Genomic DNA, 22,847 nt, shown 5'->3' with positions numbered 1-22,847 from the left:
TTAAACCACCTTCTTTCATGGCATCACCTATAAATTGATATTGAACTGATCTGCTAAAATAATATCAATACCCTGTGCAAGCCCTATTTCACTTTTCCATCCTAGTTTTTGAAGCTGTTGAATATTGGCCTTCGAATCCATTATTTCGTTTTCCTGATAAGGGATGGCTCCAAATTTAAGCGTGGTTGAAGATCGGGTTTTTTGATGGATAAGCTCCACAAACTCCCGGACTGGCACTGATGAACCAGTCCCTACTTCAAATTCCTTAAACCATGGAACGTGCTGGTCTCCCCATTTCAATAAAAATAAATAAGCCGAGATAGCATCTCTGACATGAATAAAATCTCTTTTTTGTTCTCCTGCTGTAAGTTGTAATTCCGGAATATTATTAAAACAGCTCTTCAATATATATGAGGAAAATTTATCCTCACCATCGAAGGAACCATACAAATGCTCTAGTCTAGCATTAATAAAATGAATCTTTTTGGCATTGCTATATTCCTTTCCGCATTCAAGAAAAAGCTTTTTCGTTAGCGCATATCCCGCTAAATGGCTATAACCAGTATTGCCTTTATGGATAAAAGAATCTGTATTAATAAAGGTTCCGGTTTGAAAAGCAATGGCTGTTTCCAGCAGCTCCAGCGGAAAGCTTATATTAGATTCAACTAATTCCGATATTCTATCACCATGCCGGTTATATTTTGTTGCAGTGTGAATAATGACATCAATGTGACCACATTCAATAAATGGCTGTATAATAGGACACCGGTCAATATCAAAAAAGGTAACCTTTTGAAGGAGATCGCTAATTCTCCAGGTGTTGGAATAGCTCCTTTTTAACAAAATAACATCATAACCTTCTTTTACTAATGCCCTCGTCAAATGGCTTCCCAAGAAGCCTGTAGCACCAGTAACTAAGATTTTCATACTTTTCCCCCTTCCAACTGAATCACCTTATCAATTCCATGTTTTCCAGGGAGCATGTCCGGAATCCCAAAGTTCCTCCAAATATTCCTTATCCCGCAAAGTATCCATGGGATGCCAGAATCCGCTGTGTTTAAATGCAATAAGCTGTCCGTTCTTCGCAAGATTCTCTAGCGGTTCTTGTTCAAATACAGTATCCTCCCGGCTATTCAGGTATTGAAACACCTCTGGCTCAAGGATAAAAAAACCGGCACTTATCCACTGATCGTCTTCTTGTTTCTTCTCCTGAAATCTTTCTACCTTGTTATCATCTGTTAAGGATAAAATACCAAACCGTCCTATAGGCTTTGTAGCGGTCACGGTTGCAGCTTTCCCATGTGTTTTATGAAACTCCAGTAATTCTTTTATATTGATATCTCCCAGCCCATCACCATAGGTCAGCATAAAGGATTCATTTCCAATATACTTTTGAATGTTCTTAATCCTGGCGCCCGTCATAGCCTGCAAACCCGTTTCTGCCAAGGTAACTTTCCAAGGTTCTATAAAATGATGGTGAATGATATATTGATTCCCATTTTGAAAATCAAAAGTAATATCCGAGTTTCGCATAAAATAGTTTGCGAAGAATTCTTTTACCACTTGGCTTTTATAACCTAAGCAGATAATAAATTCGTTAAAGCCGAATCTTGAATATATCTTCATAACGTGCCATAAAATTGGCATATCACCGATCGTTATCATAGGCTTAGGTTTATTATGTGATTCTTCCATTATCCTTGTGCCCAGTCCTCCCGCCAAAATGACAACCTTCAAAATAACCCTCCTTCTCTGTTTTTTATTAAAGCAAAGAATCGTAAAGGAACACATATACAACTGTGCAGATTTGTTTCATTAGATCACGAGCATTCCCTCTCATTAAGGTGGCAGACTATACTGTCTATCCAATATATTTCTTGTATAATATATTGCCTTTACTTCAAAATGTTTGGACAAAAATCATAAATAAATAAGATAAATTCTTTTGCCGCAAGAGATGAGATTCTTTCTAAAAGCAGCGTAACCATGGAGTTCGCTGCTTTTAATTTGGTGCATAAATAGTACCGGAAAGCTACTATTAAGTCTGTTCCAGGTTGTTCATTGTGTTCCACTTGTCAACTAAGTCTTCATGATCAAAATCGGTTCCATCCAGGAAAATATCCATAGCATGGCCAAAATCAATAGCTATCTTGCCTGTTTCAGCGGCGAGACGGGGAGCAAGGATTGTTGCCTGAATCCCCGCAGATAAAAGTGCTATCTTCCACTTTTTGTTTTTTACAAGCTTTTGCTGGACTTCCTCAATTTCAGCGTAACTTTCCATTCCAACACAATCTACTACATTTATCTCCAGTTTTTTAAGCTTCTTTGCTGCCTCTTTCGATCTGCGGCCTACTAAGATGATATCTTTATTTTTTAACCATTTCATAAACTTCTTCTTAGGATCTCTAACCATCTGCTGGGTAATCCATGCAGAACACACATGTTCCGGAGTAAAATCAAGCTTATGAAAAACATCGTTTGTCATTTTGTCCCAATTGGTGCTATCCCAATCTCCGGTTGTCAAAATACCGGTTATATCAACTTTATTAAGTGCCTCAAGGACTCCTTCTTTTATTTCATCAATTTGATCGGTACCACCGTTATACTTTCGATACTTATCAAAGTAAGTAGTTAAAGTAGTACCTTCTGGCCAGCTAAGGTACAATAACTCAGCATGGCTGAACCTTGATAACGATAAAGGTTTTTTTTCTTTATAGGCAATTTTAATCATCTGTTGGACAACCTGCAGACTTAACAGCCGCTCTTTAAAATTATGGCAATCACAACTCATAGTTTCACACTACCTTACACTGTCTCTATAAAGCTAATAAATTCAAATACTTAGCAGATTGTGCGGGTAAAAACACCGGTATACTGCTGTTTTTTTATTCATCAGGTTTCATTTGAGAACTTCTTGATCAAGCGCGAACTAAATGCAGGGTTATTGTCCATTGCCAAAACTATTACTTGTTTTTTAAAATAAAACAAGCTATTTCCCAGTTGGAAATAGCTTGTTAGAGTGTGAATTTTACGCTTTCTTTGTCCCTATGACTAATCTGTTTTTACCGCTCACTATTTTGAACCATGAAGTCAAAAATGAGTTTTCCAATGGCGCTGATTGTTCGCCGTCCGTCTTCTTTCGATGGCAGTTCATCGCTAAGCACGGCAGCATAGGCAACTTTTTCGCCATATCTAATAATGGCACAGTCATGTTCAATGCAGTGCAGACCACCGGTTTTTCCTGCTACAGCAACCTTATCAAGATCCATCATGGCCGGCAGTTTATCAAGGAATTGCTGATTTTTCAATATATCTGCCATTTCCCTGCTGCTTTCATCAGATAAAAATGATGCTTCCTGGATCGCTTTCAGACAAAGGGCCATATCAGCCGCACAGGTAAGGTTATCCTTCCCTTGTTCCGCTGCCTGGAAATCCATCATCTTCCGCTCCAGTATAGTTTTCTCAAGCCCTAACTCCTTGATGGTACGATTGATTGAATCCATGCCAAGCAAATCAATCATAACATTCGTGGCTGTATTATCCGAAACAATGATCATTAATGTCATAATATCCTTCAATGTCATGAAGGACTTATCTGAAAGAACCTGTAGTACTCCGGACCCGCCAACTTTATCCCGCCGCTGGATAGTGACTGGCTGGTTAAGGTGAATACGGCCCTCTTCCTTTTGTCTAAAGCCTTCTACTAAAATAGGAACCTTGATTAAACTGGCTGAACGGAAAACTTCGTTGCTGTTATGTTCAATTGTCCCTCCGTCCAATTCCAAGTAGAGGCCAACACGGCCGGAACACTTCTCAATTTCAATTTTGACAGCTTTTTCCAAGTCAATAATATTCATTGTGGAATACCTTCTTATTTGGCAACCGCCACTTGAGAATGGTCATTGTCACCAGTAATTTTTTTATTATAAAGATGGCACGCTACAAAATGTCCTTCCTCAGCCTCCTGCCATTCCGGCTTAATCTGGGCACATGCTTCCATCGCGTATTGGCACCTAGTCCTGAAAACGCAGCCGCTTGGAGGATCAATCGGGCTTGGAATTTCTCCTTTTAGTAAAATTCGTTCCCGTTTATCCTCCACATCCGGATCCGGAATCGGAATTGCTGAAAGCAGGGCTTGAGTATATGGATGCAGCGGTTTTTTGTAAAGCTCGCTGCTGCTTGTCAGTTCCACAATATGCCCCAGGTACATAACCGCAATTCTTGTGCTGATTTGCTTTACCATTGAAAGATCATGCGCAATAAACAAATAGGTCAGGCCTTTTTCCTGCTGAAGTCTTTTCAGCAAATTAACGACCTGGGCCTGGACGGATACATCAAGCGCTGATATTGGTTCGTCTGCAATAATAAACTCAGGATCAAGCGCCAGCGCGCGTGCTATCCCTATCCGCTGCCGCTGCCCTCCGCTGAATTCATGAGGATACCGGTTAGCATGATCTCTGTTTAGCCCTACGTCCTCAAGCAGCTGATAAATCCGCTCCTGGCGTTCCTGCTTGTTCGGATACAAACCGTGCACTTCCATTGGCTCGGCAATAATCTCGCTGACCGTCGAACGAGGATTCAAAGAAGCATAGGGATCCTGAAAAATCATTTGCATATTTTTATGGAAATCAAACCGCTCTTTGTCATTCATGCTGTGGACATTCTTGCCGTTAAAAATTACATCTCCATCTGTGCTGTCATATAAACCTATGATGGTTCTTCCTGCCGTAGACTTACCGCATCCTGATTCTCCGACAATCCCAAAAGTTTCTCCTTTATGAATCTGAAAAGAAATGCCGTCCACTGCCTTTAGTGTGGAATCCTTGCCCAAATGAAAATGCTTCTTTAATTGATTGACTTCTAAAAGAACTTGTTTATTCATGTTTATTCCTCCGTATCCTGCCCATAACGCCTAGCTGCACAAAGTTCTTTTTCATAAATAGTACCTGCTAATGGAATGATTTCAACCGTTTTTCCCGTCTTTGGAGAATGTAATAATTGCCCATCGCCATAGTAAATTCCCACGTGATGGATGAATCCCTTGCCTTCCTCATATGCAAAGAACAATAAATCCCCTTTTTGAAGATCATTTAAATCTGCTTCTTTACCGTCTGACGCCTGTTCATGGGCATCGCGCGGAATCGTATAGCCGTTCGCTTTGCACATTGTATAACTAAACCCAGAACAATCAAGGCCATAGCTGCTCATGCCGCCCCATAAATACGGCAGCCCCAGAAATCTTTCGCCCTCGTCTGCAATGTCACTTCCGCTTCCCTTTCTTCTGCTGGAATAAGAAGCAGATACTCTAACATCCTGAGCTGAAAGGGAACCTGTCCCATCAGGCGTTTGCACAATGATAACCTCTTCTTGCTCTTCCAGAACCGGCAAAAAGGTCTGGTAGCTAAGTTCAAGCTCTCCTAGGCCATTCTCCCTTGAAAGCTTTGCCTTTTTGCTCCTTACTTCAGCAACAGGGCCATTCTCAATTTCCCACTCGGATACTGATATTAGCTGTTCAAGCGGAATCCATCCTGGATAGCCGCGCTCATCCTTGCCAGATGGCTGTTCTGGGACAAGTACATGGGCCCAGCTGTCTCTTTGCTCAATCACAATTACTTCCTGACCATACAAAACCTGTGATTGGACCAAATTGCTATTGCAAAGCTCAAGCCTTGTTTCATATGTCAGCTTTTCCAGCCATGCTTCATAATCAGGTTTGCTTCCAAGAGCTGCTGAATCTATTTCCCGCGGAGAATCATAAGACGTCCAGAGCGTTGCAACCGGAACACTTACCACCCATTTACTTTGTGCTGCCAAGAGAAACTCCTCCTTGAACATGTATGTGTTTGATGCCCAATCCCGGACTTTGCGGCATGGTTATTAACCTGCCATTATATTGAATGCCCCCATCAATGATTTCCTCGGCGAGCATGAGAGGCGCATCAAAATCAAAACGAGTGATGTTCTTTTTGCTTGCAGCAAAATGGGCAGCTGCCGATATACCAAGCTTCGTTTCAATCATGCTTCCTACCATGCATTCAACTCCGCAAACCTCAGCCATTTTGTTAATTGTTTCTGCCTGATAAATACCGCCTGCTTTCATTAGCTTGATATTAATGAGATCAGCACTGCGTGTTTTCAAAACTTCGTAAGCCTGCTTTGGAGTAAAAATACTCTCGTCGGCCATTATCAATGTTTCCACTGAATCAGAGACCATCTTTAGTCCCTCAATATCTGCAGCTTTAACGGGCTGTTCGACCAATTCGATATCAAGGCCGATATCTTCCATTTTTCTGATCGCCCTTACTGCATCTTTTGGCTTCCAGCCCTGATTGGCATCCAGCCTTATCTTAATGCCTTTGCCGACCCGGCTGCGGATCTCCTGAATGCGTTCAATGTCAGTTGCAATCTCATCTTTTCCTACCTTTACCTTTAACACATTAAACCCTTTGGAAATATAAGAAACAGCATCCTCTCCCATCTCTTCAGGGCTATTCACGCTAACCGTGAAGTCTGTTTCCAGCTCATCCCTGTAGCCTCCGAGAAATTGGTAAAGAGGAAGTCTGCAATCCTGGGATATACAATCATAGATAGCCATATCCACTGCAGCCTTTGCACTTGGGTTGCCGACAAGAATCGACGATATTTCCTGGAAAATAGTTTCATAATTTCGCAGGCTTTTATTTAATAAAAATGGCTTAAAGACCTGCTGGATGGCTGCCTCTATGCTATTAAGGCTGTCTCCGGTGATAACTAGGGTGGGAGGGGCTTCACCCCACCCTGTTATTCCGTTATCACAGCTGATTTTCACAAAGATAGCCTCAGCTGTGTGAACCGTCCGCAAAGCAGTCTTAAACGGTTTAATCAGCGGAACTGCTGTGCGGTACGTTTCAATGCTTTGTATTTTCATGGACTGATTTCCTTTCACCGTTTGCAGAGACTTGTGGCGAAAACTGGGCTCTGCATTTTATTGATATTCGTTTTAAATTTTACAGCCTTTTTACTATAATCATGATGCTCACTTTACGGATCGCCTAAAAATTGCGTTCGCATAAATGAACTGCGTTTTCACTATATTCCTATTTTTCCGCTTAATTGCTGCGACAGGTCCTTTCACTATAAAATGAAATTATTCCACGCCGCTTTCAATGATTACTTGTTTAGCAGACGTTGACAATGTGGCTTTTACTCCCAGCGGAATCCCGATATTAGGTGAACAGTGGCCGATATTAAAGCCTTTCAATGCCGGTTTTCTTGCAAGTTTTACATAATGTTCAATCACTTCGTCCAGGGTAAGCGTTTGTTCTCTTTCGGGCACACAATTGTTAAAGTCAGCGACGAGAATGCCAGCTGCATCACTAAGTTTTCCGGACATATAAAGTTGGTTAAGCATTCGGTCCACCGCCCGGGGTTCTTCATTGACATCTTCAATAAGCAGCAGCTTATCCCTCGTATCCAATTCGAATGGAGTACCAAGCGTACTAACAAGCAGAGATAAATTTCCTCCTGTAAGGGCTCCCTCTGCTTCTCCTTCAATCATTGTCTCTAACGGAGAAAAGTCCTCTGTATAAACGATGTCTTGCGGCTGGAACAGCTGACTGAACATTTGCTTGGTTAATGGAAGAACATCTTCTTTGCCGATATCGGATGCAAGCATCGGTCCATGGAAGGTGGCCATTGCTGCCTTCTTGCCAATTGCCGTGTGCAAAAAGGTAATATCACTGTATCCCCATAAAATCTTTGGATTACCACGAATTAAATCGTAATCAATTCCTGAGGCAATTCGAGCTGTTCCATAACCTCCGCAAGCGCTAAAAATGGCTGAAACATTCTTATCTGCAAACATTTCATGTAAATCAGAAAGCCTGCCTTCATCACTGCCCGCTAAATAACCTAATGTTTCATCAAGATGTTTGCCAAGCTTAACTTGAAGACCCAGTTCCTCAAAAAATTGCAGGGCCCTCTGTAAATTTTCCTTGTTAGGCGGGCTTGCAGGGGCAATAATTCCCACTGTATCCCCTGTTTTAAGCCGTTTCGGTTTCCGAACCATCAAGATTCCCCCTTTCCTGCTGTCAATCTGATATATGTATCAAGTATTTTCTTCATTCCTATTAAAAGCTGGCATACTTAACCTGATGGAAAAAACGCAGCTGGACCATGTAAAAAAAGGGGTGTTCGCCCGAACACCCCTTTTTTCGCGGATAAGAAAGTATAAATCCCTTATTTAAAGGAGTAATTTCCTTCTTCTCCGCATAAGTACAACTACGCCTCTGTCTTCGCCTTTACAAGGCTCGCCAATCGGCGAGTTTTCTATGCAAAATCCTTGTAAACTTTCAAAAGGCATTGTTCCAGTACGAGGCTCGTACAGGGAAAAACGCATATATTCACATGAAGCTCTTTTATTAGTTCTTATCTGCCCACTTAAGTTCTAAATATCCAACCGGGTGGCGGACAACGCCTGTTACTTGTTTGTTTACCAAGTGAACCTGGTTGTAGAAGTGGATCGGAATAATTGGCATTTCATCAAACAAAATCTTTTCTGCTTGATACATCAGCTCAAAACGCTTCTCTTCATTTGATTCCTGCTTTGCCTGTTTAATCAGATTGTCATACTGCTGATTGCTCCATTGAGTACGGTTCATGGAGTGTCCAGTCTGGAAGTTTTCCAGGAAGTTGATTGGGTCTGCATAGTCAGCAAGGAATGAACTTCTTGACATCTGGAATTTGAATGCTTTCTGTTCTGTTGCAAACACGTTCGCTTCCATATTGGCAAGCTTCACGTCTACTCCAAGATTTTCTTTGAACATTTGCTGAAGCGCTTCAGCAATTTTCTTGTGAACATCATCAGTGCTGTAAGTCAGAGTAACTGGCGGAAGCTTGTCATATCCTTCTTCTTTCATACCTTTTTCAAGCAGGGCCTTAGCTTCTTTTGCATCTGTCTTAACCAGGTCTCCATTAACTTCACGGAAATCCTTGCCTGATGGATCCTTGAAACCTGGAGAAACGAATCCGTATGCAGGCTTTTCCTGATTTTTTGTAACAAACTCAACCATTTGTTTTTGATCTACAGCCATAGCGAATGCTTTACGGATATTCTTGTTGTCGAAAGGCTTCATACCAACATTAAGACGGTAGAAATATTCTCCAGCCTGATCTTCGATAGTGACTAAATCGCTTTTGAAAAGCTCTTCGCTCATTTCAGAAGGAATCTCAGAAATATCAAGATCTCCTGTTTTAAACTGCTGGTACTCAGTATTTGTATCATCAATCATTTCCCAATTGATTTTTTCAAGCTTTACAGTTTTTGCATCCCAGTATTTTTCGTTTTTCACAAATACCATACGCTCATCATGATCCCAGGACTCTAAATTGAATGGACCATTACCGACAAAGCTCTCAGCCTCCGCAAACCATTCAGGATTTTCTTTTGCTACTTTTTCATTGATAGGGAAGAACGCAGGGTTAGTAATTACGCTCAAGAAATACTCCTGAGGACTAGTAAGCGTTACTTCAAATGTTTTGGCATCTACAGCTTTCACTTTTACAGCATCTGCAGTACCTTTTTCATTATTAAAGGCTTCTCCGCCTTCAATGAAATAACCAAGGAAAGCTGCACTTGAACCAGTTTTAGGGTCCAACAGGCGCTTCCATGCAAAAACAAAATCGTTTGCTGTTACATCGTCGCCATTTGACCATTTTGCGTCCTTGCGAATGTGGAAAGTATACGTTTTGCCATCTTCGGAAACATCCCATTTTTCAGCTGTTGCCGCTTCAGGCTCATGATCTTTCCCAAGGCGTGTTAACCCTTCCATAAGGTTATTAAGTCCCTGCCAAGATACGGAGTCAAACCCGATCGGCGGATCGAAAGAAGTCGGTTCTTGACCATTATTCAAATTTAAGACTTTTTCAACTTTCTTTTTTTCCTTGCCTTCATCGCCTTTAGCAGGCTCACTTCCTGTATCTGATTTCGCAGTACAGGCAGCTAAAACAAAAACGAGCATTGCTGACAAAATAAGTGTTAATGCCTTTTTCACCTTTTTTCCCCCTTAATAACCTAGTTTGATTTATGTCTTACTTCATTGATGCAAGCATCTTCCCGGCCCGTTCATCCTGAAGCCAGCAATCGACTTGATGCTCGCCGCTGAGGCTTGTTTGAAATGGATAAACTCTATCACAAACCTCCATTGCATATTCACACCGTGCGGCAAACGGACATCCCGCCGGAGGTGCGAACAGGTCAGGCGGTGAACCGGCAATCGGTTCAAGCTCTGCTTCCTCCGAATCGAGCCGGGGCACTGAATTCAAAAGCCCCCTTGTGTATGGGTGCTGAGGATTGTAAAAAATTTCACGGCGGTTTCCCGTTTCCACAATTTTCCCGGCATACATGACAGCAATTCGGTCGGCAACCTGGGCAACTACTCCCAAATCATGCGTAATTAATATAATGGAAACTCCAGTTTTTTGCTGTATTGATTTAAACAATTCAAGAATTTGAGCCTGGATAGTTACATCGAGAGCTGTAGTTGGTTCATCCGCGATCAGGACCTCCGGCTCGCATACAAGTGCCATCGCGATCACAATTCGCTGGCGCATCCCGCCGCTGAATTGATGCGGATATTGCTTTAAACGTGCAGCCGGGCTGGGAATGCCGACAAGTTCGAGCATCTCAAGAGCTTTTTGCTTCGCTTCTGCCTGACTTAAATTCTCATGCTGTCTGATACCTTCCATTATCTGCTCGCCAACAGTAAGAGTTGGATTAAGAGCAGTCATTGGGTCCTGGAAGATCATTGAAATATCTGCACCGCGGATTTTTCTCATCTCAGGTTCTTTAATAGACGTTAAATCACGGCCTTTAAAAATAATCGAGCCATCGGTGATTCTTCCGGGAGGAGATGGTATCAGCCTCATAATAGTCTGTGATGTAACACTCTTTCCGCAGCCTGATTCCCCTACAATGGCAAGGGTCTCCCCTTTATGCAAATCAAACGTGACACCACGGACTGCCTGCACTTCCCCGCCATAGGTTTTAAAACGGACGTGAAGATTTTTTACTTGAAGCACTTTTTCCATGATGGTTACCTCCTCAGCTTCGGATCAAGCGCATCCTGTAATCCGTCCCCTAAAACGTTAAATGCGAACATGGTTAAGGAAATAAAGAATGCCGGGAAGAAAAGCCTCCACCAATGTCCTGATAAAATTACAGATAAACTGTCATTGAGCATCACGCCCCAGCTTGCATGGGGAGCCTGAATACCAAGACCCAGGAAACTCAAAAACGCTTCCGCAAAAATCGCGGATGGAACGGTAAGCGTCAGCTGGACAATGATTGGGCCCATTGTATTTGGAAGCAGGTTTTTTCGGATGATCCGTGAAGTTTTGGTTCCAAATGTTTTGGAAGCCAGAATAAATTCATAATTTTTCATTTGAAGCACCTGGCCGCGGACAATCCTTGCCATGCCGATCCACCCTGTTACTGATAAAGCAACGATAATTGTGGAAAGGCCCGGCCCCATTACAACTGCCAGAAGAATAACAACCAGCAAATAAGGAAGGCCGTAAAGCACTTCAATAAATCGCATCATAATATTATCTGCTCGTCCGCCTTTATAGCCGGCAACCCCTCCATAGATGATACCGACAATAAAGTCAATCAGAGCAGCAACAACACCCACGAATAAGGAAACCCTTGCTCCATGCCAGGTACGTGTAAATACGTCTCTCCCTAATTCATCTGTACCGAACCAGTGGTCACCGGAAGGAGGTTTATTTTGATTCAGCAGCGATTGGTCCCCGGCGGAATGAGGTGAAATTAATGGGCCGATAATCGCCATGATAGTTAAGACAATCAAGAATATTAAACCGGCCATCGCGAGCTTATTTTTCATCAGCCGGCGCCAGGAATCCTGCCAGTAAGAAAGGCTGGGACGCACCACAGCTTCCGCTTTTTCTCTGTCCTTTGTTTTAGGGACGAACCAATCGTCGGGAACGTCATGAGCAATATTTGGTTCATGCTGTTTTCGGAGCTCCATTACCTTCCCTCCTTTTTACCAAGCTTGATTCGCGGATCTAAGATTCCATATGCCAGATCGACCAAGAAAAGCATTACGATCAATACAGCACTGTAAAAGACCGTTGTTCCCATAATAACTGGATAATCACGGGTCGAGATACTATCAACAAAGTACTTCCCCATGCCTGGAATTGCAAAAATCTTCTCAATAACAAATGTTCCAGTCAAAATGCTTGCCGCCATGGAACCAAGGATGGTCACCACAGGAAGCATGGCATTCCTTAATGCATGTTTAAAAACAATCTTTACCGGAGAAAGCCCTTTTGCCTTTGCAGTCCTGATATAATCTTGGGTTAAGACTTCAAGCATGCTGGAGCGTGTTAATCTTGCAATGATTGCCATTGGGCCAGTTGCAAGCGCCAGCGTTGGTAAAATCATATGGCTGACGCTAGTCCATGTGGCAGCCGGCAATATCCCCCAGTTCACCGCTACCTGCTGGATAAGAAGAGTTGCCATGACGAAGTTCGGAACGGAAATTCCAATTACAGCAAAGGTCATCGCCAGGTAATCGATGATTCCGTTATGCCTTAACGCTGCCACTACTCCTAGAATGATACCGGAGATAACAGCAACAATGAGAGTCACCATTCCCAGTTCAAAAGAAACCGGGAAGCCTCTTCCAAGCATATCGTTAACTGTCTGTGAAGACTTTTTAATCGAAGGACCGAAGTCCCAAGTGACTATTGACTTTAAGTAGGTCCCATATTGGACTATAAGCGGCTCATCAAGATTAAAGTGAGCTTCTAAGTTTTTTTGGACGGTTTCATTGGTTGTTCTTTCCTCATTGAAAGGCGAGCCTGGAATCGCATGCATCAGGAAGAAAGTTAGCGTTACGATAAACCAAAGCGTGACCACTGCGGAAAGCAACCGTTTAACCAAGTATGTATTCATGCGCCTCACGCTTTCTTAACAAAATGTTGTTCTCATGGCAAGTTCAGTCATCACCAGCATGGCCTGATAAGCTTCCAGGATATCTTTTGCCTGAAAGCGAACAATTGTTGTGCCTTCTTCGATTTCTGCTCCAGGCATTAAAGCTGCCCACTCTGCTTCTCCGTAATTGGTAAATTCTATTCGGAGCAAAGGCTTATCTGGCGGCACAAGAGGTTTCACTTTATCTCTGTTCGCAAAAGCAATTACTGTCTTTTCACGAAGCAGTTCTCCTGCTTTTGCCGGAGTCAGAGATCTGGCGGCTGAGCGGGAAATCGTTTCTTTTACAACAGCGGTAGTAATATTTGGAATTAATTGTTCTGCTTCAAGCGCAGCACGATCATCTCCAGCCACCATTAGTACGGGAACACCGTAATAGCCTGCCACAAATGCATTAAATCCTAATTCACCAACAACCGTATCATTTATGTACATATTGCGCACTCCGAAAATCATCGAGTGTGACATAACACCCTTTTGGGATGCACGAGCATGATAGCCTGTAAAAATTGCGCCATCAAAATTTTCATCCAAACCCTGCACCATAGAAAACGGTTTAACATCACCTGTAATCAGTACCGTTTCCGGATGCAGCCGCTCAATCAGAAGATTATTCATCTTGGAATGGCTGTCATTCACAACAACCTCTGTGCAGCCATTATTGAAAGCTGAAGTGATTACATGGTTTGCTTCGTCAGTCATAATCACCCGTCCGCGCTCATAGTTATGGCGTCCGGAATCGACATGGGTATAGTCTACAAGCCCGGTGATTCCCTCCATGTCTACCGACATATATAATTTCATTATGGACCCCCTATATTATTTTACAATTTTCTTAAGATTATAAATTAATATACTGCTATTTACAATGCTATTTGGAATAATTTTTCTGAAAAGTAAAAGTAAGAGCTTACCATTAACCGGCAGCTCTACTATTAGGATAATTATTTAAATTTTTCACTAATTGTAACTTTTTTCCAAACTTTATATATCAGTATAATTTTTAAAACCACTAAGTTTACTATACTTGGAAAGAAACATATTTCACTTCTAAAAATTCGTTTAACCCGAAGTGTCCTCCCTCTCGGCCGAGTCCGCTTTCCTTCATTCCTCCAAAAGGAGCTTGGGCAGTGGAAGGAGCACTATCGTTCACACCAATAATTCCATATTCAAGATTTTCAGAGTAAGTGACTGCCTTCTTCAACGACCCGGTGTACACATAGGCAGCAAGGCCAAATGGTGTAGCATTTGCCCGTTCGATCGCTTCATCATCAGTACGGAATGTAGTTACCGGCGCAAGCGGCCCGAAGGTTTCTTCCTTCATGCAGAGCATTTCATCATTTACCTCTGATAGAATGACAGGATTAATAAAATAGCCTTTTTCAACGGTTTGGCCTGATTCTCCATGAATCACTGCTCCTTTCGCAACAGCGTCCTCCAGCTGTTCATGCACCTTCTTAACTGCAGCATCATCAATCAGCGGGCCAATTACAGTCCCATCTTCCAGTCCGTTACCTACCTTTAGCCCCTCAACAGCCTGTTCAAAAGCTTGCAGGAATGGTACTTTTTTCGATTCATGGACAAAAATTCGGTTAGCACAAATACAGGTTTGACCTGCATTTCTGAATTTGGAGACAATTACACCCTTTACCGCTGCTTCGATGTCTGCATCCTCCGCTATGATAAAAGGAGCAAGGCCGCCAAGTTCAAGAGACACCTTTTTCACTGTATCGGCCGCTTTCCTCATTAAGTGCTTGCCAATTGGAGTTGAACCTGTGAAGGTCACTTTTTTCACCCGGCTATCCTCCATCCACACATCTGATATTTCAGCCGGATTTTGTGTTGTAACTACATTGATAACTCCAGCAGGTATACCTGCCTCTTCAGCACATTCTGCAAGCATAAGTGCTGTCAGAGGTGTTTGTTCAGCCGGTTTGATTACAACTGTACAGCCTGCAGCCAGGGCAGGAGCCACCTTTCGTGTGATCATCGCCGCTGGAAAGTTCCATGGTGTAATGGCCGCCACTACCCCGACCGGCTGCTTTTGCACCATGATCCGTTTTGAAGCAACGCTAGCAGGAATGGATTCTCCATATATGCGTTTCGCTTCTTCTGCGTACCACTTAACAAAACTGTTCGCATATTGCATTTCTCCCCTTGCTTCTGCAAGAGGTTTACCCTGTTCTTTTACCATTATGACAGCGAGTTCTTCTAATCTATCATTGATAACTTTATGCCAGCTTTCCAATAAAGCTGCTCTTTCGTAAGCGGACGTTTTTGACCAGGTTTTAAACGCTTCGTGTGCTGCATCAGCAGCCAGGCGTGCTTCAGCTGCTGTACCATTGGGAACCCGGCCCACTGTTTCATTGGTAGCCGGATTCTCAACAGCGAAACTGTCATCCAGCATAATCTTCTTGCCATTTATATACATCGGATACGTTAACTCCTGTGTTTTCATCCCGCTTTACGCTCCTTTTGATCATCTTTTGCATGCTGTGTGAAAATTTTATCGTTTTCTCCGCGAAGGAAGTCCTTGCCATATAAAAGAACACATAAAATAATTCCAGCTGCGAATGCCATGGTTGCACCCTTAATGACCAGGATTGCACCAACAACACCGGCAATCCCCAAATCACGCTGGCTTCGCGCCTGCATGACGCCAATCCGGATGCTTACATAGCCCTGTACTAACAAAGTCAAAGCCAGAGCAACACCAAGAATTGGCTGAATTAGGCTTACGATCGGCAGCAGCAGCAAGCCGGTATTTGTTCCCCAGCGGAAGGAGCCTGCACCTCCAAAGAAGGAATTCATCGCCTTTTTCCCTTCCTTAAATCGTTCAACCACAACTACCTGCATCGCTGCCCACATCGGGCCGCACATTGTAATGTCCGGACCAATAAAGCTCATGATTGTATTCCTGGCACCAAAGATCAGGTGAGCACGATTTGGATTGTAGTCTACTTTTTCGTCCAAGCGAACCACATCAGACTCTGATAATAGCGCCTTCGTTTTTAATACATCGCCAAACACTACTAAATAGGTTGCCAGAACAGCTGGCACGGCCTGAATAAAGAAGGACATTGCTGGAAAACCAAGCCCAAAAACAGTGTACTCTGCCCAAAGAGTTGCGAAATCAGGCTGACTGAACCCCCACTGAATATCTGGCCATTTTGCTTCACCCATCAGCGGCGCCACTACGACCGCCAATAAAATTGCAGGCAAAATCCCTAAATTACCAAGCATAGCCCATGTCTTATTCTTACGTTTTAGGCCTTCATAATGCTTTGAAAAAATCAGGTAAAACGCAAATCCGATACAAATCGAGATCGTATATGGGAATAAGTCAAACTTTCCTCCCACTTCAAAAATAGAAACAATCGCTCCGAATCCAGCTCCCAGGATAATCCCGGATTTTATGGCATCCGGAACCATCCGGACTACTTTGCTTGCAAGCCCTGTAACACCAAGAAGTATCGATAATATCCCAAGGGTAAGCTGGAATGCGATTAACGCATAGACCCTGTCAGGGCCTTCATCAAACTGTTTAACAAACAATACAATCAAAGGAATAGCAGGTGTAATCCACCCTGGAATAACCGGGTCACCAAGCAGATGATGCGTTAAGTACAAAAGTCCATTTAAGATTACAACTGCCAGCGCCACCTCAAAGGGCATGCCGAGATGATCGGCCAATAGCGTAATCGCTCCAAGATCCACGGCACACATAAGAAGGCCTTGTACATAATCCGGCCACTCAAAGCGGTAGTGGACGAAAGGCAGCCTTATTTTAAAAGGTCCGACTGGGATATAGGGTGTTTCAGAACCGTGAGGACGATTTTTCCATTTCATTTTTTTACCTCCTTATTAGTAAGCTTCGCGATATATTTTTTCCATATCTTTTACACTTAGTTTTCGCGGGTTATTTTTAAGCAGCCTTACCTGCTTTGCAGCTTCTTCGGCCATTTCTGCCAGGGCAGTTTCAGGTATGTCAAACTCACGCAGCGACTGTGGAATTTCTACATAACGGCATAATCTGGTCATTGCCTCGATTGCTTTATCCGCAGCGGCATCGTCAGTAAGTCTCTCAGTCTTTTCTCCCAGTGCTTCTGCGATATCCCGGAATCTCTCCAAACAGGCAATTTTGTTCCATTTCATCACATATGGAAGGAGCAGCGAGTTGCTGACACCATGTGCCATATGGAAACGGCCGCCAAGCGGATAAGCAAGGGCATGAACAGCACCTACTCCAGCGTTTCCAAAAGCAAGTCCGGCCATCAGGCTCCCTGTTATCATAGCTTCACGTGATTCCAGGTTATCGGGCGCTGCATACGCTTTTGGAAGATGCTTTGAGATAAGCTTCATCGCACCAATTGCAAGTGAGTCCGTTACAGGTGAAGCAAATTTGGAAATATAAGCTTCCACAGCATGGACGAGGGCATCAACCCCGCTTGCAGCTGTAACACTCGGAGGACAGGTCAATGTCATAACCGGAGAGACAATCGCTGTATCCGGCAATAAGTAAGGGCTTACAATTCCCTTTTTAACTTGTTCCTTCTTATCTGACAAGATGGAAATATTGGTAACTTCCGATCCTGTTCCAGCAGTAGTTGGAATCGCGATCAGAGGCAAGCCCGGAACCTCTATAAGATTCACTCCAAAATAATTTTCAATTGCGCCTGAATTTGTAGCCATAACGGAAGCTGCTTTTGCAATATCGATAGCACTGCCGCCGCCAACCGCGATAAGTCCGTCATGGTTTCCCTGTTTAATAGCCTGGACAGTTTGTTCAACAATTTCAATTTCCGGCTCAGGGTTTACACCAGAAAAAATCCCTGCTTCCATTGGAAGAAGGTCTTGTACCTGCTTTACCACTCCTGCTTGAATCAGAATTTTATCCGTTACAATCAAGGGATTTGTAATTCCAAGACGTCCAGCCTCTTCAGGAAGCTGCCCGAGAGCATCAGTGCCGGTAATTAATTTGTTAGCCATAGAGAATGTAGAAAAATTCATTTTGCATAATCTCCCCTTTCATCTTCTTGTATATTTAAAAATGCAAGATTCGTGCCAATTTGCAATCGCTTTACTTATTTCGACAATTGTTCACAAAAAAAACTTTATTCGCACCAAAAAATTCACAATTCCAGACATATTAAAGTTACTGATTAGGTAAAAAGATAACTAAAAAAATGAGTAGAAAACGAATCAAACCCTTCATTCTGATTCGTTTTCTACTCGTATATGATATTTTTTCATTTTCTGGACTATAGCACTCTGGCTTATTCCTAACGATTTTGCAGCTCCTCTAGTAGTTCCGTATTTTTGAATTGCTTCAAAAATAAGAGACCTTTCCAGCTTAGCTGTTTCCTCCTTTAACGTTCCCGTTTCCGTTTTCGGGATAACAGGCTGGAGGAAGGAAGGAAGATCCCTCACATCAATAACCGAGTGGAATGTAGTTACTACAAGCCGTTCAACAAGGTTGGCCAGCTCACGGATATTTCCCGGCCAATCATAATTAGTCAGCCACTCAAAGCATTCAGGAGTTATTGTTTTATCCTCATTATATTTTACATTGTAGCGGCCTAAGTACATTTCTAGTAAAGGAATTATTTCTTCCCTTCTTCCCCGCAAAGGAGGCACTTCAAAAGTTACAATATTGAGCCTGTAATATAAGTCTTCCCGGAATCTTCCCTCACTGACCAAAGTTGTCAAATTCCGATGTGTGGCTGTAATGATTCTAACATCAACCTGTATCGTTTCAGTTCCTCCAACCCTCATAAACCGGTTTTCTTCTACGGCCTTCAAGAGTTTAACCTGAAGATGCAATGGCAGGTCCGCTATCTCATCCAAAAACAGAGTACCCCCGTTTGCTTCTTCAAAAATCCCTTTCTTTCCCTGCTTCAATGCTCCTGTAAACGATCCAGGTTCATACCCAAACAGCTCAGCTTCCACCAGATGCTCAGGAATAGCGCCGCAGTTTAATTCCATAAAGGTGCCCTTGCTTCGCAGGCTTCTGGAATGAATATACTTTGCTATTAAACTTTTACCGGCACCGGTTTCACCTTGGAGGAGAATCTTCGCATCAGTCTTTGCCACTTTGTCAGCCAGCTGAAAAAGCGGCTTTGTAGAAGGCCCGATGACAAGATTATCAAACCCTGATTGTTCCGGAAAAAGGGAAGTATTAGCGATCTCCTTATAAGATAGCTTTTGCCTGTCCAACTCATGCTTTAAACGGATTAGCTCAGTAATATCCCGTACACTGCTTAGTACATACAAGACTTCATTTTCCTGGGAAATGATAGGTGTTGCTGAAACAATGATTCTTCTTTCATTGCGGATTTTTTGGATAAGAGTGACCGGCTGTTTCTTTAAAATCGCTTCAAGTGAAGCTGATATAGAAATGATACCCTGTTCGATTAAATAGCTCATATGCTTGCCGTTGACTTCTTCTTCCTTAATGCCAGTTATCCGCTGGTATGCTTTGTTAATAAAAAGAGTGATCCCTTTACCATCTGTAATGTAAACTCCATCATACAGAGAATTAAATACAATCCTGCATAAATCACCTGAAAAAAATGCTTGGAGGTGAGTGTCAGAAATGGAATGCGGCAGAATGGCTGGATCAGGGAGATCGGTTATTATAAAGTGGCTGATCGGCTTTGTAAGTTCCCCCTGCTGAACGGCAGCAGATAAAGCATCAATGCTAAGATAACCTGCAAATTTTCCTGATTCATCATATACTTCCACAGCGTTGCTTCCTGTTGGAAAAAGAGTAATCGCTTCTTCTATTGTTAAAGTTAATTTAAAATCTATCATCGGGCAGCTCACCTGCTTGTTTTTCTATTTCCTATTTTTACCATATTTATTAAATGTCTCTATAACAGTCCGTGCCATTATTTCAATCCCGCTTATTAACGCTTCTCTTTTAAAATTCATGTACGGGTGATGAAGACCTGGCTGAAGATCACAGCCTAGTCCTAACATAGTCGCCTTGATATTTGGCCGCTCTTTTGTATAAAAATGAAAATCCTCTCCGCCTGGCGTAATAATCGGATGGACATACGCCTCCTCGCCCATTGCCAGCTGAATTGCCTTTGCCATCATCTTTTCTGCCTTGTCGCTAATCACAGCGGCATAAACCCGTTCAGTAAGTTTAAATTGAATCTCCACTCGGTATAATTCGCCTGTTTTGACAATAACATGCTCTACCTTGGAAATTAGTTCTTCCATCGCATCGTTGGATTGGGCACGCAAATCCAGGTGGAATGTTCCTGACCCTGGAATAATATTGGAGTTCTGGCCGCCTGCTGAAGCCTGTGTCATTTTTACGGAGTATGGGACAAGCGGATTAAGGTGAACTCCCTTTAGCTGCTCTACTATCGCCGAAAGCACCTCAATGGCATTTACAGAGAGGTGGGGCCTCGCCCCATGTCCGTCAAACCCCGAGATTTTTCCCTCCATCGTAACAGATGCTCCGTGTATGATGCCGGATGATGCCTTGCCATGCGGCACTTCCTCAATCGGCCGCAAGTGAACTCCGTACAAAAAATCAACATCCTCCATGACCCCTTTCTCAAGCATTTTTAAGGCTCCCTCACCAACCTCTTCAGCCGGCTGAAAAATAAACTTCAGGTTTCCAGGAAGATCTATATTCATTTTTTTTAGCAAAAGCATCGTCCCGAGGGCTATTGTCATATGGCCATCATGACCACATGAGTGATTCGCCTTATAATTGCCATTCACTTCCTGCCAGAGAGCATCCATATCCGCCCTAACACCTACGGTTAATACAGCTTCATCCTTAGAACGCTTCCATTCCCCCACTGCTCCCGGGCAGTCGCTGAAGGTTGTAACTCCAAGCCCGTTTTTTTTCAAAATGGATACTATATAGTCTGTTGTTTTATTTTCATTCCAGCTCGTTTCTCCATTTTCATGCAAATGCTCATAAATAGATTCTATCTCAGGTATTAATGTCTCCAATACTTCCTTCATCCAAATGCCTCCATTATTCCATGATGTGATTTATATCTCTAAATTAATATATTTCCACGTAATAACCCTTTTTAATGTAATTTATGCCAATTCGGCAGTGTTCGTGTTGATAGGGCTGTTTATCTCGGCAGCATTAATCTATATATCTTTTAAGATACCTGAAGAAAATAACGGCCACAAGCAATACTGCTAATTATGGATTAAAAACTTTCATGAGTTTTACCTCACTGCCTATGCATGGAAATTAGCAATAATTGTTAGCAGAAACTCTCACAATAAAGTCGGCGGAGAAGAGCGAAATTAATTTAATTGATTTTTTCACCCCAAACAGCCGGCACAGCTCCGGCCCTTTTCCACAGAAAAAAGCCCTCGGAGTAAACCAAAGGCAGTTTTGCGGTGCAGATAAGGTTTTTAAAAAAATGCTTTGTTAAAGTTCCAAGTTGATTTTGGTACTATGTTGATTGGAACGGAAGGCGAGGGACTCTTCGAAAAATGCTTCGAAATTCCTGCGTGAGGTGTTATTTCAAGCAGCTAATTCAATGAAGCGGACCAAGGGAGACCCCGCAGGCGGAACGCCGCGGAGGCTCCCGGACCGCCACTAGAGCGGAAGTCAAAAGGCAAGTAACAGAGCTTTAAAAATTACCGGGAGACAGTTTTCACTATCCTGGTCAGGGTTTTTTCAAACAATCGAAAGTCTTCTTTATTCGAATAATGGGCGGAATTCTCCAATACTATAAATTCTTTTCCTTTTGGGGCAATTAGCTTATCGTAATACTGTTTCGCAAGCAAATAGTTTGTTGCTTTGTCATGTTTACCCTGAATAAAATAAACCGGCACCTCTATCTTAGGGACTGATTTAAACAGATTGGTTTTATTTAGTTCCTCCTTTAAAGCTTCACTTTTAAAATAGCTAAAGTTAGCGGCTGGAACCAATGTTATATATATATCTGCCAATGAGTAGTCTGGGGAAAGAAAAATACCTTTTGATAAGTGGAAAATATTGGCTTTTTTTACAGTTTCATCTGAATAGTTATGAGCTGAATACTTATCCAGAAAATCGCCTAATTGATCTGCTTCTTTTACTGAGTACGGCCCCTCACCCAAATTCTGAAGAGCTGATTTCATCTTTGTGTCGTGTTTTTTATCAGCCTCCTTATTAAGCCATTGGGCTGCAAGCTTTTGATTTTCCATGAAATCGGTCACCTGTGCAAATCCTATATAAGCATGGATTTTTTCTGGGTATCTGCTGGCCAATTCAGCTCCTATAATACTCCCAAATGAATTGCCGACAATAAAGACCTTATCCTGATGTAATTCATGCCTTATATAATCCACTATTTCATTCGCATCAGAAATAAATTGTTCTATATTCATCGTTTCCTTTTCAATTCCTTTGTGATAGCTTTTCCCAGCGCCTCTTTGATCATAATATACGGCAGTACAGGACTTAGTGATTTCAGGGAACATAGAGCGGGAACTGGCACCAAATGGCATAGGAGACCCCGGCCCTCCATGAAGGAACACACAGACAGGATTATTTTTGTCCTGGCCTTCAATAAGCAAATAATGTTTAACTCCCCCTATGCTTAATTTTTCAATCTGGCTAATACCGCCATTTTTTATAAAAGTTTCAGCCTGTGCTGAAATTTTATGCTGCTTATACCCGCGGAACCCAAGCAAAGTCAACACAAAGAGTGATAATAAGATTAATATTATTCCCATTGTCAGCATGGTTATTTTCCCCCGTGATTTTCTATTTTTTTGGCTCATACCAACCATCTCTCCCAGTCTTTCATTTCTGATTAAAGAATACTGAAATTCAGTCATACCATAACAGTGAAGCAGGTCATATAAGTAAGAAATA

19 protein-coding genes are annotated in these 22,847 nt (G+C 42.5%); all 19 read right to left on the bottom strand.

What is annotated here, in order from left to right:
• Positions 1-27: 27 nt before the first annotated feature.
• Positions 28-927, bottom strand: a complete 900-nt coding sequence (locus CVD28_RS19345; RefSeq protein ID WP_101595397.1) for an NAD-dependent epimerase/dehydratase family protein — start codon at positions 925-927, stop codon at positions 28-30.
• A gap of 30 nt (positions 928-957) precedes the next feature.
• A complete protein-coding gene (gene rfbF / locus CVD28_RS19340; protein WP_101595394.1) occupies positions 958-1,737 on the bottom strand; it encodes a glucose-1-phosphate cytidylyltransferase in 780 nt (259 codons plus the stop codon).
• 301 nt (positions 1,738-2,038) lie between these two features.
• Positions 2,039-2,791 carry a GT-D fold domain-containing protein gene (locus CVD28_RS19335; protein ID WP_101595391.1) on the bottom strand — a complete coding sequence of 251 codons (753 nt, stop codon included), beginning with the start codon at positions 2,789-2,791 and terminating at the stop codon, positions 2,039-2,041.
• A gap of 271 nt (positions 2,792-3,062) precedes the next feature.
• Complete coding sequence (locus CVD28_RS19330; RefSeq protein WP_101595387.1) at positions 3,063-3,857, bottom strand: serine hydrolase; 795 nt, start codon at positions 3,855-3,857, stop codon at positions 3,063-3,065.
• Between the two features lie 14 nt (positions 3,858-3,871).
• Positions 3,872-4,882, bottom strand: coding sequence for an ABC transporter ATP-binding protein (locus CVD28_RS19325; protein WP_101595384.1), 1,011 nt, complete (start codon positions 4,880-4,882; stop codon positions 3,872-3,874).
• A gap of 2 nt (positions 4,883-4,884) precedes the next feature.
• On the bottom strand, positions 4,885-5,814 hold the full coding sequence (locus tag CVD28_RS19320) for a C40 family peptidase (RefSeq protein WP_101595382.1): 930 nt from the start codon (positions 5,812-5,814) through the stop codon (positions 4,885-4,887).
• Positions 5,798-6,907: a mandelate racemase/muconate lactonizing enzyme family protein gene (locus CVD28_RS19315; RefSeq protein WP_101595379.1), complete on the bottom strand. Its 1,110-nt coding sequence runs from the start codon at positions 6,905-6,907 to the stop codon at positions 5,798-5,800. The genes CVD28_RS19320 and CVD28_RS19315 overlap by 17 nt, the downstream gene beginning before the upstream one ends.
• Positions 6,908-7,126: 219 nt before the next feature.
• Complete coding sequence (locus CVD28_RS19310) at positions 7,127-8,047, bottom strand: S66 peptidase family protein (protein WP_101595376.1); 921 nt, start codon at positions 8,045-8,047, stop codon at positions 7,127-7,129.
• Positions 8,048-8,399: 352 nt separating this feature from the next.
• Positions 8,400-9,998, bottom strand: a complete 1,599-nt coding sequence (locus CVD28_RS19305) for a peptide ABC transporter substrate-binding protein (RefSeq protein WP_101595513.1) — start codon at positions 9,996-9,998, stop codon at positions 8,400-8,402.
• Positions 9,999-10,068: 70 nt separating this feature from the next.
• Entirely contained in the window at positions 10,069-11,067 is a 999-nt protein-coding gene (locus CVD28_RS19300) for an ABC transporter ATP-binding protein (protein ID WP_101595374.1), read from the bottom strand.
• A 5-nt stretch (positions 11,068-11,072) separates the two neighbouring features.
• Positions 11,073-12,026: an ABC transporter permease gene (locus CVD28_RS19295; RefSeq protein ID WP_101595371.1), complete on the bottom strand. Its 954-nt coding sequence runs from the start codon at positions 12,024-12,026 to the stop codon at positions 11,073-11,075.
• The gene (locus CVD28_RS19290; protein ID WP_101595368.1) at positions 12,026-12,958 is read right to left on the bottom strand and encodes an ABC transporter permease; all 933 of its coding nucleotides are present in this window, start codon (positions 12,956-12,958) and stop codon (positions 12,026-12,028) included. Before CVD28_RS19290 ends, CVD28_RS19295 begins: the two co-directional genes overlap by 1 nt.
• Before the next feature lie 15 nt (positions 12,959-12,973).
• Positions 12,974-13,798, bottom strand: coding sequence for a M55 family metallopeptidase (locus CVD28_RS19285; protein ID WP_101595365.1), 825 nt, complete (start codon positions 13,796-13,798; stop codon positions 12,974-12,976).
• Between the two features lie 217 nt (positions 13,799-14,015).
• Positions 14,016-15,425, bottom strand: coding sequence for an NAD-dependent succinate-semialdehyde dehydrogenase (locus CVD28_RS19280; RefSeq protein WP_180954235.1), 1,410 nt, complete (start codon positions 15,423-15,425; stop codon positions 14,016-14,018).
• 23 nt (positions 15,426-15,448) lie between these two features.
• On the bottom strand, positions 15,449-16,843 hold the full coding sequence (locus tag CVD28_RS19275) for a hypothetical protein (RefSeq protein WP_101595359.1): 1,395 nt from the start codon (positions 16,841-16,843) through the stop codon (positions 15,449-15,451).
• 15 nt (positions 16,844-16,858) lie between these two features.
• Positions 16,859-18,004 (bottom strand): iron-containing alcohol dehydrogenase, encoded by a 1,146-nt coding sequence (locus tag CVD28_RS19270; protein WP_101595356.1) that lies wholly within the window; start codon positions 18,002-18,004, stop codon positions 16,859-16,861.
• Positions 18,005-18,205: 201 nt separating this feature from the next.
• Entirely contained in the window at positions 18,206-19,807 is a 1,602-nt protein-coding gene (locus CVD28_RS19265) for a sigma-54 interaction domain-containing protein (RefSeq protein ID WP_101595353.1), read from the bottom strand.
• 24 nt (positions 19,808-19,831) lie between these two features.
• A complete protein-coding gene (locus CVD28_RS19260) occupies positions 19,832-20,983 on the bottom strand; it encodes a M20 peptidase aminoacylase family protein (protein WP_101595350.1) in 1,152 nt (383 codons plus the stop codon).
• A gap of 639 nt (positions 20,984-21,622) precedes the next feature.
• Positions 21,623-22,753, bottom strand: coding sequence for an alpha/beta fold hydrolase (locus tag CVD28_RS19255; protein WP_180954228.1), 1,131 nt, complete (start codon positions 22,751-22,753; stop codon positions 21,623-21,625).
• Between the last annotated feature and the right edge of the window lie 94 nt (positions 22,754-22,847).

The organism is Bacillus sp. M6-12 (assembly GCF_002860285.1).
Lineage (GTDB): Bacteria > Bacillota > Bacilli > Bacillales > DSM-1321 > Peribacillus.
This window is presented reverse-complemented; position numbering and strand designations above follow the sequence as displayed.

Bases quoted from the DNA above. Each gene is read 5' to 3' on its own strand.
- CVD28_RS19260 (WP_101595350.1), bottom strand. From the start codon at position 20,983: ATGAAGGAAGTATTGGAGACATTAATACCTGAGATAGAATCTATTTAT.
- CVD28_RS19335 (WP_101595391.1), bottom strand. From the start codon at position 2,791: ATGAGTTGTGATTGCCATAATTTTAAAGAGCGGCTGTTAAGTCTGCAG.
- CVD28_RS19330 (WP_101595387.1), bottom strand. From the start codon at position 3,857: ATGAATATTATTGACTTGGAAAAAGCTGTCAAAATTGAAATTGAGAAG.
- CVD28_RS19255 (WP_180954228.1), bottom strand. From the start codon at position 22,753: ATGAGCCAAAAAAATAGAAAATCACGGGGGAAAATAACCATGCTGACA.
- CVD28_RS19310 (WP_101595376.1), bottom strand. From the start codon at position 8,047: ATGGTTCGGAAACCGAAACGGCTTAAAACAGGGGATACAGTGGGAATT.
- CVD28_RS19270 (WP_101595356.1), bottom strand. From the start codon at position 18,004: ATGAATTTTTCTACATTCTCTATGGCTAACAAATTAATTACCGGCACT.
- CVD28_RS19280 (WP_180954235.1), bottom strand. From the start codon at position 15,425: ATGTATATAAATGGCAAGAAGATTATGCTGGATGACAGTTTCGCTGTT.
- CVD28_RS19290 (WP_101595368.1), bottom strand. From the start codon at position 12,958: ATGAATACATACTTGGTTAAACGGTTGCTTTCCGCAGTGGTCACGCTT.
- CVD28_RS19300 (WP_101595374.1), bottom strand. From the start codon at position 11,067: ATGGAAAAAGTGCTTCAAGTAAAAAATCTTCACGTCCGTTTTAAAACC.
- CVD28_RS19275 (WP_101595359.1), bottom strand. From the start codon at position 16,843: ATGAAATGGAAAAATCGTCCTCACGGTTCTGAAACACCCTATATCCCA.
- CVD28_RS19285 (WP_101595365.1), bottom strand. From the start codon at position 13,798: ATGAAATTATATATGTCGGTAGACATGGAGGGAATCACCGGGCTTGTA.
- CVD28_RS19305 (WP_101595513.1), bottom strand. From the start codon at position 9,998: ATGCTCGTTTTTGTTTTAGCTGCCTGTACTGCGAAATCAGATACAGGA.
- CVD28_RS19295 (WP_101595371.1), bottom strand. From the start codon at position 12,026: ATGGAGCTCCGAAAACAGCATGAACCAAATATTGCTCATGACGTTCCC.
- CVD28_RS19315 (WP_101595379.1), bottom strand. From the start codon at position 6,907: ATGAAAATACAAAGCATTGAAACGTACCGCACAGCAGTTCCGCTGATT.
- CVD28_RS19325 (WP_101595384.1), bottom strand. From the start codon at position 4,882: ATGAATAAACAAGTTCTTTTAGAAGTCAATCAATTAAAGAAGCATTTT.
- CVD28_RS19265 (WP_101595353.1), bottom strand. From the start codon at position 19,807: ATGATAGATTTTAAATTAACTTTAACAATAGAAGAAGCGATTACTCTT.
- CVD28_RS19345 (WP_101595397.1), bottom strand. From the start codon at position 927: ATGAAAATCTTAGTTACTGGTGCTACAGGCTTCTTGGGAAGCCATTTG.